Annotated in this window: 12 protein-coding genes; 11 read left to right on the top strand and 1 reads right to left on the bottom strand. The window is 58.9% G+C overall.

Annotation, left to right across the window (positions count from 1 at the left end; translation table 11 throughout):
- Positions 1-179 precede the first annotated feature (179 nt).
- From ffh to ACI514_RS20075, 6 genes are all read left to right on the top strand, one after another.
- Entirely contained in the window at positions 180-1556 is a 1377-nt protein-coding gene (gene ffh, locus ACI514_RS20100) for a signal recognition particle protein (RefSeq protein ID WP_008081630.1), read from the top strand.
- Positions 1557-1867: 311 nt separating this feature from the next.
- Complete coding sequence (gene rpsP / locus ACI514_RS20095; RefSeq protein WP_003185073.1) at positions 1868-2119, top strand: 30S ribosomal protein S16; 252 nt, start codon at positions 1868-1870, stop codon at positions 2117-2119.
- Positions 2120-2124: 5 nt separating this feature from the next.
- Positions 2125-2661, top strand: coding sequence for a ribosome maturation factor RimM (gene rimM, locus ACI514_RS20090; RefSeq protein ID WP_160056093.1), 537 nt, complete (start codon positions 2125-2127; stop codon positions 2659-2661).
- Positions 2662-2663: 2 nt separating this feature from the next.
- Positions 2664-3416, top strand: a complete 753-nt coding sequence (gene trmD, locus ACI514_RS20085; RefSeq protein ID WP_008081628.1) for a tRNA (guanosine(37)-N1)-methyltransferase TrmD — start codon at positions 2664-2666, stop codon at positions 3414-3416.
- Positions 3417-3461: 45 nt separating this feature from the next.
- On the top strand, positions 3462-3812 hold the full coding sequence (gene rplS, locus ACI514_RS20080; RefSeq protein ID WP_003175895.1) for a 50S ribosomal protein L19: 351 nt from the start codon (positions 3462-3464) through the stop codon (positions 3810-3812).
- 140 nt (positions 3813-3952) lie between these two features.
- Positions 3953-4366 carry an acyl-CoA thioesterase gene (locus ACI514_RS20075; RefSeq protein WP_160056095.1) on the top strand — a complete coding sequence of 138 codons (414 nt, stop codon included), beginning with the start codon at positions 3953-3955 and terminating at the stop codon, positions 4364-4366.
- A 117-nt stretch (positions 4367-4483) separates the two neighbouring features.
- Here the strand turns inward: ACI514_RS20075 and ACI514_RS20070 are convergent, their stop codons facing one another.
- Positions 4484-6292, bottom strand: coding sequence for a cation:proton antiporter (locus ACI514_RS20070; RefSeq protein ID WP_405122257.1), 1809 nt, complete (start codon positions 6290-6292; stop codon positions 4484-4486).
- A gap of 108 nt (positions 6293-6400) precedes the next feature.
- Between ACI514_RS20070 and xerD the strand changes: the two genes are divergently transcribed.
- The 5 genes from xerD to ACI514_RS20045 all read left to right on the top strand — a co-directional run bounded on the left by xerD (position 6401) and on the right by ACI514_RS20045 (position 12715).
- Positions 6401-7297: a site-specific tyrosine recombinase XerD gene (gene xerD / locus ACI514_RS20065; RefSeq protein ID WP_160056099.1), complete on the top strand. Its 897-nt coding sequence runs from the start codon at positions 6401-6403 to the stop codon at positions 7295-7297.
- A gap of 241 nt (positions 7298-7538) precedes the next feature.
- Entirely contained in the window at positions 7539-8270 is a 732-nt protein-coding gene (dsbC, locus tag ACI514_RS20060) for a bifunctional protein-disulfide isomerase/oxidoreductase DsbC (RefSeq protein ID WP_007908974.1), read from the top strand.
- A gap of 131 nt (positions 8271-8401) precedes the next feature.
- Positions 8402-9706: a homoserine dehydrogenase gene (locus tag ACI514_RS20055; RefSeq protein WP_007908972.1), complete on the top strand. Its 1305-nt coding sequence runs from the start codon at positions 8402-8404 to the stop codon at positions 9704-9706.
- Between the two features lie 105 nt (positions 9707-9811).
- Entirely contained in the window at positions 9812-11221 is a 1410-nt protein-coding gene (gene thrC / locus ACI514_RS20050; RefSeq protein ID WP_405122256.1) for a threonine synthase, read from the top strand.
- 120 nt (positions 11222-11341) lie between these two features.
- Positions 11342-12715 (top strand): transporter substrate-binding domain-containing protein, encoded by a 1374-nt coding sequence (locus ACI514_RS20045; protein WP_160056103.1) that lies wholly within the window; start codon positions 11342-11344, stop codon positions 12713-12715.
- Positions 12716-12773 lie beyond the last annotated feature (58 nt).

Below are 12773 nucleotides of genomic sequence, written 5' to 3'. Positions count from 1 at the left end.
AGTTTGGCATAGAACCGCCATGGCACGAAAGACTCAGGAAGCTGACAGCGAGGTGTCCGCCAGCCGCAGTCTTCGCTATAATCCGCGACCTGCCCACGCCGCAGGCTCGCCGAGCACATGTTGATTCCGGTCTGGGCCGCCATTATCCCGGTCTACACAGGGCCTGAAAGGATCGCGCAATGTTTGAAAACTTAACCGACCGTCTCTCGCAGACGCTGCGCCATGTCACCGGCAAGGCGAAGCTGACCGAGGACAACATCAAAGACACCCTGCGTGAAGTGCGCATGGCGTTGCTCGAAGCCGACGTCGCCCTGCCGGTGGTCAAGGACTTCGTCAATTCGGTCAAGGAACGCGCTGTCGGCACCGAGGTGTCGCGCAGTCTGACGCCGGGCCAGGCGTTCGTGAAGATCGTCCAGGCCGAACTCGAAAGCCTGATGGGCGCGGCCAACGAAGATTTGAACCTGAGCGCCGTGCCGCCCGCCGTCATTCTGATGGCCGGTCTGCAGGGCGCCGGTAAAACCACTACCGCTGGTAAACTGGCGCGCTTCCTTAAAGAGCGCAAGAAGAAGTCGGTCATGGTCGTGTCGGCGGACGTTTACCGTCCTGCTGCTATTAAACAGCTGGAAACCCTGGCCAACGACATCGGCGTGACGTTCTTCCCGTCCGACCTGAGCCAGAAGCCGGTCGACATCGCCACCGCAGCTATTAAAGAAGCCAAACTGAAATTCATCGACGTAGTCATCGTCGACACCGCCGGTCGTCTGCACATCGACGAAGAGATGATGGGCGAGATCAAGGCGCTGCACGCCGCGATCAACCCGGTCGAGACTCTGTTCGTGGTCGACGCCATGACCGGTCAGGATGCCGCTAACACGGCCAAGGCCTTCGGTGATGCGCTGCCGCTGACCGGTGTGATCCTGACCAAGGTCGACGGCGACGCCCGTGGCGGTGCCGCCCTGTCGGTGCGCGCCATCACCGGCAAGCCGATCAAGTTCATCGGTATGGGCGAGAAGAGCGAAGCGCTCGATCCGTTCCACCCTGAGCGTATCGCCTCGCGGATTCTCGGCATGGGCGACGTGCTCAGCCTGATCGAACAGGCTGAAGCGACCCTCGACAAAGACAAGGCCGACAAGCTGGCCAAGAAGCTGAAGAAGGGTAAGGGCTTCGACCTCGAAGACTTCCGCGATCAGCTGCAACAGATGAAGAACATGGGCGGCCTCGGCGGCCTCATGGACAAACTGCCGAGTATCGGCGGCGTCAACCTGTCGCAAATGGGCAATGCCCAGAACGCCGCAGAGAAGCAATTCAAGCAGATGGAAGCCATCATCAACTCCATGACCCCGGCCGAGCGCCGCGACCCTGAGCTGATCAGCGGTTCGCGCAAACGCCGTATCGCCATGGGTTCCGGTACTCAGGTGCAGGACATCGGCCGCTTGATCAAGCAGCACAAGCAGATGCAGAAGATGATGAAGAAATTCACCGCCAAGGGCGGAATGGCGAAAATGATGCGCGGCATGGGCGGAATGTTGCCCGGCGGCGGCATGCCAAAGATGTGAGGTGCCCCGTCCCACCCATTCTGCTCACCAAAAGTGAGCGAAATGGGTGAGACAGGACACTAAGACTTCGCCGGTCGTCGCACCGGCGCAGACCCTGCAAGGACGCAGGATCAACAGCAAACCCGCACTCGGCGGGAGCTGACTGGCCGTTTTCATCGACGGCTCTATATGCAGATCTGCACGGCATGCCATAGGCGCCGGAAAAAGTCATTTGCAAAAGTCCGGATATTCCTTAGAATATGCGGCCTTTCGGGCACCCATGCCCGCTGTGCATTTAGATTTGCAGCACCGACTACAGGAACGATGTTCACATGCTAACAATCCGTCTTGCCCTTGGCGGCTCCAAAAAGCGCCCGTTTTATCACCTGACCGTAACCGACTCGCGTAACCCGCGTGACGGCTCCCACAAAGAACAGGTTGGTTTCTTCAACCCTGTTGCACGTGGTCAGGAAATCCGTCTGTCCGTGAACCAAGAGCGCGTAGCCTACTGGCTGAGCGTTGGTGCACAGCCTTCTGAGCGTGTTGCTCAGTTGCTGAAGGAATCTGCAAAGGCTGCGGCCTGAGCAATATGAACGCGACGCCTGCTGTTGCCGATGATTTGATCGTTATTGGCAAAATTTATTCTGTTCATGGCGTTCGCGGCGAAGTGAAGGTTTATTCCTTTACTGATCCGACTGAAAACCTGTTGCAGTACAAAACCTGGACGCTCAAGCGCGAAGGCAATGTCAAACAGGTCGAGCTGGTCAGTGGACGCGGGAGCGATAAGTTCCTGGTCGCCAAGCTCAAGGGTCTTGATGATCGTGAAGAAGCTCGTCTTCTGGCCGGTTATGAGATCTGCGTGCCGCGCAACCTGTTCCCTGAATTGACCGACGGCGAGTACTACTGGTACCAGCTGGAAGGTCTGAAGGTCATCGATCAACTGGGGCAATTGCTCGGGAAAGTCGATCATCTTCTGGAAACCGGCGCCAATGATGTAATGGTCGTCAAGCCTTGCGCTGGCAGCCTGGATGATCGCGAACGCTTGTTGCCCTATACGGCGCAATGTGTGTTGGCAGTCGATCTGGCCGCGGGCGAGATGAAGGTGGATTGGGACGCGGACTTCTAAGCGTGGCTAACTTGCGCGTAGAAGTGATCAGTTTGTTTCCCGAGATGTTTTCCGCCATCGGCGACTACGGCATCACCAGTCGAGCGGTCAAACAGGGGCTCTTGCAGCTGACCTGTTGGAACCCGCGGGATTACACGACGGATCGGCATCACACTGTGGACGATCGCCCGTTTGGCGGTGGTCCGGGCATGGTGATGAAGATCAAGCCCCTGGAAGATGCTCTGGTTCAGGCCAAGGCAGCAGCCGGGGAGGCGGCGAAGGTGATTTACCTGTCCCCCCAAGGCCGTCAACTGACTCAGTCGGCGGTACGCGAGTTGGCACAATCGGATGCATTGATCCTGATTGCCGGCCGCTATGAAGGCATTGACGAGCGTTTTATTGAAGCTCATGTCGATGAAGAGTGGTCGATTGGCGACTATGTACTGTCTGGCGGCGAGCTGCCGGCGATGGTCCTGATCGATGCGGTTACACGACTGCTGCCTGGAGCTTTAGGGCATGCGGATTCCGCCGAGGAAGATTCCTTTACGGATGGTCTGCTGGATTGCCCGCACTACACCCGACCTGAGGTGTATGCGGATCAGCGTGTTCCCGACGTGTTGCTGAGTGGCAATCACGCGCATATCCGGCGTTGGCGTTTACAGCAGTCCCTTGGTAGGACCTTTGAACGACGCGCCGATCTTCTGGAAAGCCGCTCGCTTTCTGGAGAAGAGAAGAAGCTGCTCGAGGAATACATCCGCGAGCGGGACGATAGTTAACAACGTATCGATGGTAGATCGAACGATTTACCTTAGGAGCACAGCATGACCAACAAAATCATCCTTGCACTCGAAGCAGAGCAGATGACCAAAGAAATCCCTACCTTCGCCCCAGGCGACACCATTGTCGTTCAGGTGAAAGTGAAGGAAGGCGATCGTTCCCGTCTGCAAGCGTTCGAAGGCGTTGTAATCGCCAAGCGTAACCGCGGCGTGAACAGTGCGTTCACCGTTCGTAAAATCTCCAACGGTGTTGGCGTAGAACGTACTTTCCAGACCTACTCCCCGCAGATCGACAGCATGGCTGTTAAACGTCGCGGTGACGTACGTAAAGCCAAGCTGTACTACCTGCGCGACCTGTCGGGTAAAGCAGCTCGCATCAAGGAAAAACTGGCTTAAGTCCAGCTTCCGATGCAGAAAAAAGCAGCCTACGGGCTGCTTTTTTGTTGTCCGAAATTCCTCCCCTGTAAGAGCTGCCGAAGGCTGCGATCTTTTGATCTTGCTTTTACCGGCGGACAAACACACGAGCAGTAACCGCCATGAAGCCCCGCGACCAGGAAATCCAACGCCGCACCGAACTCTCGGTGACCCGCGTGACCAAAGCCGTCTTCCCGCCGACCACAAACCACCACAACACTCTGTTCGGCGGCACCGCGCTGGCATGGATGGACGAAGTGTCGTTCATCACCGCCACACGCTTCTGCCGCTTGCCACTGGTGACCGTGTCCACCGACCGCATTGACTTCAATCACGCGATCCCGGCGGGGTCCATCGTCGAATTGGTCGGGAAGGTGATCAAGGTCGGCAACACCAGCCTCAAGGTCGAGGTGGAAGTGTTTGTCGAGAGCATGAGCTGTGATGGCCGCGAGAAGGCGATTCATGGGCAGTTCAGCTTTGTCGCCATCGACGACGACAAGCGGCCAGTGCCGGTGCTGCCAGGTTTTGCGGCCTGATCTGATATCGAGTCGCGCCATTCGCGAGCAAGCTCGCTCCCACAGTGATCGGGTGAACACAACTTTTGTGTCCGGCACAGAACCTGTGGGAGCGAGCCTGCTCGCGAAGGCGTCAGTTCAGGCGATGGAAGTCTCCGGCTGAATCAGCGCCAGAAGCGTCCATCCCGCCCCAGGCCTCACCGTAGTCTCCGGCGTCACCACATGCACCCAGCCACTGTCATCGCGCATGAACAGCAAGGTCGCACGACTCCCATGCAGCGCCTGGTAATCCTCCCAACCAAAACCATCCGTCAGCGTCGTGCTGTACAACTCGGCACCCTGGCCCATCTGGCTGGCCAGTTTCGCGTAGGTAAACGCCTCGCTGCCCAATTGATTACCCCGGTGTTCCAGACTCGCCCGATGTTTATCGCTGCGCCGACTCTCATGCCCACTGGCCAACCCGAACAAACGTTGATGCCCAAAGTCATGACGAAAACGCATCGCCGCTAACGTATTCAGCTCACCCGACGGTGACAGCGCCAGCAAATGCCCCAACCCGACCAAATCCAGATGCGCATCGGCATGCTGTGAAGCCGGGTTGCCGAAGTACGTCGGCAGACCTTCCATGCGCGCCGCACGAATGTTTTCCCAGCTCGAATCAGTCAGCAACACGCGACTGCCCAATTGCTGCAACGACTTGCCCAACTCGCGAGCCGGGCCGTTGGCGCCGACGATCAGGAAGCCGCTAGGCGCCGGTTCGGCCACCTTAAGCAAGCGCGCCAACGGACGCGCCGTCGCACTCTGCAGCACCACCGTGCCGATGATCACCGCGAACGTCAGCGGCACCAGCAGCAGCGCCCCTTCATGCCCGGCCTCGTGCAGACGAATCGCAAAAATCGCCGACACCGCGGCTGCGACGATCCCGCGTGGCGCGATCCAGCACAGCAGAGCGCGCTCACGCCAGCTCAGGCTCGAACCAGCGGTGCTGAGCAGTACGTTCAGCGGCCGAGCGATCAACTGAATCACCAGCAGCAGAATCAACACCAGCGGCCCCAGCCCGATCAGCGCGTACAAATCCAGACGCGCCGCCAGCAAAATGAACAACCCGGAAATCAGCAGCACGCTGAGGTTTTCCTTGAAATGCAGGATGTGCCGCACATCCACGCCCTTCATGTTGGCCAGCCACATGCCCATCAGCGTCACGGCCAGCAGGCCGGATTCATGCATTACTTCGTTGGAGGCAATGAAAATCCCCAGCACCGCCGCCAGCGAAGCGAGGTTATGCAGATACTCCGGCAGCCACTGCCGGCGGATCACTGTGCCGAGCAACCAGCCGCCGACAATCCCGAACACTGCGCCACAGACAATCACGCCGCCAAAAGTGAACAGGCTCTGCTTGAGGCCATGGCCTTCAGCGCTGGCAATAATGAAACTGTAAACCACCACGGCGAGGAGGGCGCCGATCGGGTCGATGACAATGCCTTCCCAGCGCAGAATGTTGGCAATCGAGGCTTTCGGTCGTACCACCCGCAACATCGGCACGATCACCGTCGGGCCGGTGACCAGAGTCAGGCTGCCGAACAGGATGGCCAGCATCCAGTCGAAGCCGAGCAGAAAGTGCGTAGCCACCGCGATAACGATCCAGGTCGAAATCGCACCAAGGGTCACCAGACGATGGACGACGCTGCCGATCTCCTTCCACTCAGAGAGGTGCAGAGTCAGGCTGCCCTCGAACAGAATCAACGCCACCGCCAGTGACACCAGCGGCATCAACAGTGGGCCGAACATTTCCTGCGGATCGAGCCAGCCCAACACCGGGCCGACCAGAATACCGGTCAGCAACAGGAACAGAATCGCTGGCAGCTTCAGGCGCCAGGCCAGCCATTGGCAACCCAGCGCCGCCGCACCAATCCCGCCAAATGCCAGTAGAATTTGCTGCTCGTTCATTGATGCTCCCTGTTCCTTGAAATAGCGGGCTATGAAAGACTAGCGCCCATTCCTACAGTTCACTCTACATTTGCGCACAGTCCCTGAGGCTGTGTGTCTTGAGCGCCCATGCCTGCCATCGACCATCCGCTGATTGACCAATTCCTCGACGCTTTATGGCTGGAGAAGGGCCTGTCCGAGAACACCCGCGGCGCCTATCGCAGCGATCTGGCGCTGTTCAATGGCTGGCTGCAGGAGAAAAATCTCGAGCTGATCAATGCAGGCCGCGAGCTGATCCTTGATCATCTGGCCTGGCGTCTGGAGCAGAACTACAAACCGCGTTCCACGGCGAGATTTCTCTCCGGTGTGCGTGGCTTTTATCGCTATCTGTTGCGGGAAAAGATGATCAGCGTCGACCCGACGTTGCGCGTCGATATGCCCCAACTCGGTAGGCCGTTGCCTAAGTCCCTGTCGGAAGCTGACGTCGAGGCGCTGCTTAAAGCGCCGGATCTGAGCGAAGCCATCGGCCAGCGCGACCGCGCCATGCTTGAAGTTCTGTACGCCTGTGGCCTGCGCGTGACCGAACTGGTCAGTCTGACGCTGGAACAGGTCAACCTGCGTCAGGGTGTGTTGCGGGTGATGGGCAAGGGCAGCAAGGAGCGGCTGGTGCCAATGGGCGAGGAAGCGATAGTCTGGATTGAGCGCTACATGCGCGATGGTCGCCGCGAACTGCTCGGCGGCCGGCCCAGCGATGTGTTGTTCCCCAGCCAGCGCGGTGAGCAGATGACTCGCCAGACCTTCTGGCACCGGATCAAGCATCAGGCCAAGGTCGCGGGGATTGGCAAGTCGCTGTCGCCGCACACTTTGCGTCACGCGTTTGCCACGCACCTGCTCAACCACGGCGCGGATTTACGCGTGGTGCAGATGCTGCTCGGGCACAGCGACCTCTCCACCACGCAGATCTACACCCACGTTGCCCGCGCCCGCTTGCAGGACCTGCACGCCAAACACCACCCGAGAGGTTAACTCCATACCTCCCCCTGTAGGAGCTGCCGAAGGCTGCGATCTTTTGATCTTAAAAACAAAATCAAAAGATCGCAGCCTTCGGCAACTCCTACATAAAGCGGTGTGATCTATGGCGACAGGCGCATTCGGCCACCGTGGCCTTATGTGTTAGGCTTTGCCGGTTTGCACGATGGACGGTTATGACCCGGTGTTCCGGCACGGGCGTTCTGATCGTTCCATTTGTCCGCCTTCAGGAGTTCTCATGCGTCTGACCCAGATTTTCGCCGCCGCAGCCATTGCGTTGGTCAGCACCTTTGCCGTCGCCGATGACGCGGCCGACAAAGCCATTCGTCAAAGCCTGGAAAAACTCGAACTCGAGGTTCCGGTCGAAAGCATCAGCGCCAGTCCGTTGCCGGGCATGTACGAAGTCAAACTCAAGGGCAGCCGCGTGCTCTACGCCAGCGCCGACGGCCAATACATCGTTCAGGGCTACCTGTTCCAGCTCAAGGACGGCAAACCGGTCAACCTGACCGAGAAGACCGAACGCCTGGGCATCTCCAAACTGATCAACGCCATTCCGGTTGCCGAAACCGTGGTGTACCCGGCCGTGGGCGAAACCAAATCGCACATTACCGTGTTCACCGACACCACTTGCCCTTACTGCCACAAGCTGCACGCCGAAGTGCCTGAGCTGAACAAGCGCGGCATCGAAGTGCGCTATGTCGCTTTCCCGCGCCAGGGTCTGAACTCGCCGGGTGATGAGCAACTGCAAGCCGTTTGGTGCTCGAAAGACAAGAAAGCCGCCATGGACAAAATGGTCGATGGCAAGGAAATCAAGGCCGCCAAATGCGATAACCCGGTTTCCAAACAGTTCGCCCTCGGTCAGTCGATCGGCGTGAACGGTACACCGGCCATCGTTTTGGCTGACGGACAAGTGATTCCGGGCTACCAGCCTGCGCCACAAGTCGCCAAACTGGCGCTGGGCGCGAAGTAAATTCGCATCGTCACGGTCAGCCGTGACGATCATGGCCCGGCAGCGACATCGCCGGGCCATCAATAGAGAGCCGCGAGCACGCGGTTGTTTTCCGGCCGACCCCGCGTCGGCCGTTTTATGGGGAGTTCACAGTGAATCCGGTCAAAGTAGGCATCTGTGGGTTAGGGACCGTCGGTGGCGGTACCTTCAACGTACTTCAGCGCAACGCCGAGGAAATTGCTCGTCGTGCCGGGCGTGGGATCGAAGTGGCACAAATTGCCATGCGCACGCCAAAGCCTCAGTTCCAGACGACCGGTATTGCGATTACCAACGATGTCTTCGAAGTGGCCACAAACCCTGAGATCGACATCGTTATAGAGCTGATGGGCGGCTACACCGTTGCCCGCGAGCTGGTACTCAAGGCCATCGAGAATGGCAAGCATGTGGTCACCGCGAACAAGGCTCTGATTGCCGTTCACGGTAATGAAATTTTCGCCAAGGCTCGCGAGAAAGGCGTGATCGTGGCGTTCGAAGCGGCCGTGGCCGGTGGCATTCCGGTGATCAAGGCGATCCGTGAAGGCCTGTCCGCCAACCGCATCAACTGGGTCGCCGGGATCATCAACGGCACCGGTAACTTCATCCTTACCGAAATGCGCGAGAAGGGCCGTACCTTCGAAGACGTGTTGGCCGAAGCTCAGGCACTGGGTTACGCCGAAGCCGATCCGACCTTCGACGTTGAAGGCATCGACGCCGCGCACAAGCTGACGATTCTGGCCTCCATCGCCTTCGGCATTCCACTGCAATTCGACAAGGCTTACACCGAAGGCATCACCAAGCTGACCACCGCTGACGTCAACTACGCCGAAGCGCTGGGCTATCGCATCAAGCACCTCGGTGTGGCGCGCAGCACTGCCGCCGGCATCGAGTTGCGCGTGCACCCGACGTTGATCCCGGCTGATCGCCTGATCGCCAACGTCAACGGCGTGATGAACGCGGTAATGGTCAACGGTGACGCTGCCGGCTCGACGCTGTTCTACGGCGCTGGCGCTGGCATGGAGCCAACTGCTTCGTCGGTGATCGCCGATCTGGTCGACGTGGTTCGCGCCATGACTTCCGATCCGGAAAACCGCGTGCCGCACCTGGCCTTCCAGCCAGACTCGCTGTCGGCCCATCCGATCCTGCCGATCGAAGCCTGCGAAAGCGCTTATTACCTGCGCATTCAGGCCAAGGACCATCCGGGCGTACTCGCTCAGGTGGCGAGCATCCTCTCGGAGCGCGGCATCAACATCGAGTCGATCATGCAGAAGGAAGTCGAGGAACACGACGGTCTGGTGCCGATGATCCTGCTGACCCACCGTGTCGTGGAACAGCGCATCAACGATGCCATCGCCGCCCTCGAAGCGCTGGCCGGCGTGAATGGTCCGGTTGTACGGATCCGCGTCGAACACTTGAATTAACAGCAGCGGCAAGTTTCCAGCTTCAAGCTGCAAGTAAAAGCAGAGCCGCTTTTCACTTGTAGCTTGCAGCTTGCAGCTTGTAGCTCAAACCGAAGGTTTGCCCTTATGCGTTATATCAGTACCCGCGGCCAGGCACCGGCCCTGAATTTCGAAGAGGTCCTGCTGGCCGGTCTGGCGACCGACGGCGGTCTGTACGTTCCGGAAAACCTGCCACGTTTCACCCAGGAAGAGATCGCTTCCTGGGCCGGCCTGCCGTATCACGAGCTGGCCTTCCGGGTGATGCGCCCGTTCGTCACCGGCAGCATTCCGGACGCCGATTTCAAAAAGATTCTCGAAGAAACCTACGGCGTGTTCTCGCACAGCGCCGTGGCGCCGCTGCGTCAGCTGAACGGCAACGAATGGGTGCTGGAGCTGTTCCATGGCCCGACCCTGGCGTTCAAGGACTTCGCCCTGCAACTGCTCGGTCGTCTGCTCGACTACGTGCTGGAAAAGCGCGGCGAGCGCGTAGTGATCGTCGGCGCCACTTCCGGTGATACCGGTTCGGCCGCCATCGAAGGCTGCAAGCACTGCGAAAACGTCGACATCTTCATCCTGCACCCGCACAACCGTGTGTCCGAAGTGCAGCGCCGACAGATGACCACGATTTTCGGCGAGAATATCCACAACATTGCCATCGAAGGTAATTTCGATGACTGCCAGGAAATGGTCAAGGCGAGCTTCGCCGACCAGAGCTTCCTCAAAGGCACGCGCCTGGTGGCGGTGAACTCGATCAACTGGGCGCGGATCATGGCCCAGATCGTTTACTACTTCCACGCATCGCTGCAACTGGGCGGCCCGGCGCGTTCGGTGTCGTTCTCGGTACCAACCGGCAACTTCGGCGACATCTTCGCCGGCTACCTGGCCCGCAACATGGGCCTGCCGATCAACCAGTTGATCGTCGCCACCAACCGCAACGACATCCTGCACCGCTTCATGAGCGGCAATCAGTACGTCAAGGAAACCCTGCACGCCACGCTGTCGCCGTCGATGGACATCATGGTCTCGTCGAACTTCGAGCGCCTGCTGTTCGACCTGCACGGTCGCAACGGCGCGGCAATCGCCGGTCTGATGGATTCGTTCAAGCAGGGCGGCGGTTTCAGCGTCGAACAAGAACGCTGGACCGAAGCGCGCAAACTGTTCGACTCGCTGGCCGTGGATGACGCGCAGACTTGCGAAACCATTGCCGAAGTCTACGAGCAGACTGGCGAAGTGCTGGATCCGCACACCGCCATCGGCGTCAAGGCTGCACGCGAATGCCGTCGTAGCCTCGATATCCCGATGGTAATTCTCGGCACCGCACACCCGGTGAAATTCCCGGATGCGGTAGAGAAGGCCGGTGTAGGAAAAGCGCTCGAACTACCTGCACATCTTTCTGATTTGTTTGAGCGAAACGAGCGTTGCACCGTTCTGCCAAACGAGCTGAAAGCCGTGCAAGCCTTTGTCAGCCAGCATGGCAACCGCGGCAAGCCGCTTTAAGCCAGTAAAAGCTGTCACATTTTGAAGCCCGTCTCCTGACGGGCTTTTTTGTTTCTGCTGCCACACTGCTCGGGTTTTCACCCACGAAGGACGGGTGAGTCGATCACGAAGGAAGTGGCAATGCTGTTTTATAGAGGTTTGAAACCGGCACTGGCTGGGCTGTTCTTGTTCGCATTACTGGCCTTGATGCGCAGCAGTGAGGCGGCGCAACTGGCGCTGCATGACGAGGCCGTGGCCGGCAAAGTCCAGCCCATCGAACTGGCCGCACACGAGCGTCAATGGATTCGCGACAACCCCGAGGTGACGGTCACGTCGGTGCAGTACCCGTTGTATCTGTTCCAGGATGAGCACGGGCAGTGGAGCGGCTTGAACAACGATGTACTCAAGCGTGTGACGGCGATGACCGGGTTGCGGTTTGTGCATCAGGAATCGTTTTCCACCGATCACATGCTCGAACGACTGGAGAGCGGCGCGGCCGATATCAGTACGACCCTGGCGATGAGCGAGGAGCGCAAGGCATTCCTGGATTACAGCCACGCGTTCGGTGGCGCGGGCTGGGTGTTTGTTGGACGCGCTGACGCACCTCGGCTGGATGCCTTCGAGCAGTTGAGCAAACGGGTGCTGGTGCTACCGGCCCGGCATGCGCTGGAAGACATGATCAGGCGTGACTTCCCCTTGATCGAGATTCGCTCGGTCAAGACCTACGCCGAGGCGCGGGCGCTGGTTGAAAGCGGTGAAGCCTACGCCACCATCGAAAACGAAATCGGCGCGCAGCTTTACCCGCTGGGTTTGCTCAAGGTCGGAGGTCTGGTTGAGGGCAAATGGGAAGCGGATAACCTGGCCGTGCGCAAAGGCATGCCTGTGCTCCTGAGTATTCTCAACAAGGCCCTTGAGGCGTTTCCCGCAGCCGAATTGCGGGCCATCCGCCTGAAATGGCTGGAAGGTATTGCACCGGCGCCCGTGCCGTCAGTCTGGCAGCAGATGCTTGAATGGGGTTGCTGGGGCATGGGTGGGCTTGGCGTGTTCGGCCTGCTGTCGCTGATATGGAATCGGCGTCTGACCGCCGTGATCAAGCTGCGGCGCACGGCGGAAAAAGATCTGGGCGATCAACTGGCATTTCAGCATGCATTGATCGACTCCATGCCTGATCCGGTGTTTGTCCGTGATCTGCAAGGGCGGCTGATCATGTGCAATCGTAGCTATGAGGAAGCGCTCTCGGTTCGACTGGATCAGGTGCTGGGGCGGCTGCTGATTGAAGTCAACGCGTTGCCTGAAGCCACGGCGCTGATGTTGCACGATGAGTTCATGGTGCAGTTGCGCACGCGCAAGTCGCGTTTCAGCAAACGGCGATTGCAGTTCAAGAATGGCACCCGTGAGGTCTATCAATGGACGGTGCCGTTTTACAGTGCTGATGGCAAATTGCGTGGGCTTTTGGGCGGTTGGACAGACATCACCCAGCGTCGGACAGAGAGTGGGTGCCGATGTCCGCATTGAAGATGGGAAATGTCCTATATGACGCGGCTACTTTTCCGATGGGAGGCTTAGGACTGCT

The sequence above is a fragment of the Pseudomonas sp. M20 genome, from assembly GCF_045037865.1.
Classification (GTDB): Bacteria; Pseudomonadota; Gammaproteobacteria; order Pseudomonadales; family Pseudomonadaceae; genus Aquipseudomonas.
The sequence above is the reverse complement of the archived record's forward strand: the minus strand, read 5'-3'. Positions and strand labels throughout refer to the sequence as shown.

Coding starts and splice junctions, on each gene's coding strand:
- ffh (WP_008081630.1), top strand. CDS start 180: ATGTTTGAAAACTTAACCGACCGTCTCTCGCAGACGCTGCGCCATGTC.
- rpsP (WP_003185073.1), top strand. CDS start 1,868: ATGCTAACAATCCGTCTTGCCCTTGGCGGCTCCAAAAAGCGCCCGTTT.
- rimM (WP_160056093.1), top strand. CDS start 2,125: ATGAACGCGACGCCTGCTGTTGCCGATGATTTGATCGTTATTGGCAAA.
- rplS (WP_003175895.1), top strand. CDS start 3,462: ATGACCAACAAAATCATCCTTGCACTCGAAGCAGAGCAGATGACCAAA.
- ACI514_RS20075 (WP_160056095.1), top strand. CDS start 3,953: ATGAAGCCCCGCGACCAGGAAATCCAACGCCGCACCGAACTCTCGGTG.
- ACI514_RS20070 (WP_405122257.1), bottom strand. CDS start 6,292: ATGAACGAGCAGCAAATTCTACTGGCATTTGGCGGGATTGGTGCGGCG.
- xerD (WP_160056099.1), top strand. CDS start 6,401: ATGCCTGCCATCGACCATCCGCTGATTGACCAATTCCTCGACGCTTTA.
- dsbC (WP_007908974.1), top strand. CDS start 7,539: ATGCGTCTGACCCAGATTTTCGCCGCCGCAGCCATTGCGTTGGTCAGC.
- thrC (WP_405122256.1), top strand. CDS start 9,812: ATGCGTTATATCAGTACCCGCGGCCAGGCACCGGCCCTGAATTTCGAA.
- ACI514_RS20045 (WP_160056103.1), top strand. CDS start 11,342: ATGCTGTTTTATAGAGGTTTGAAACCGGCACTGGCTGGGCTGTTCTTG.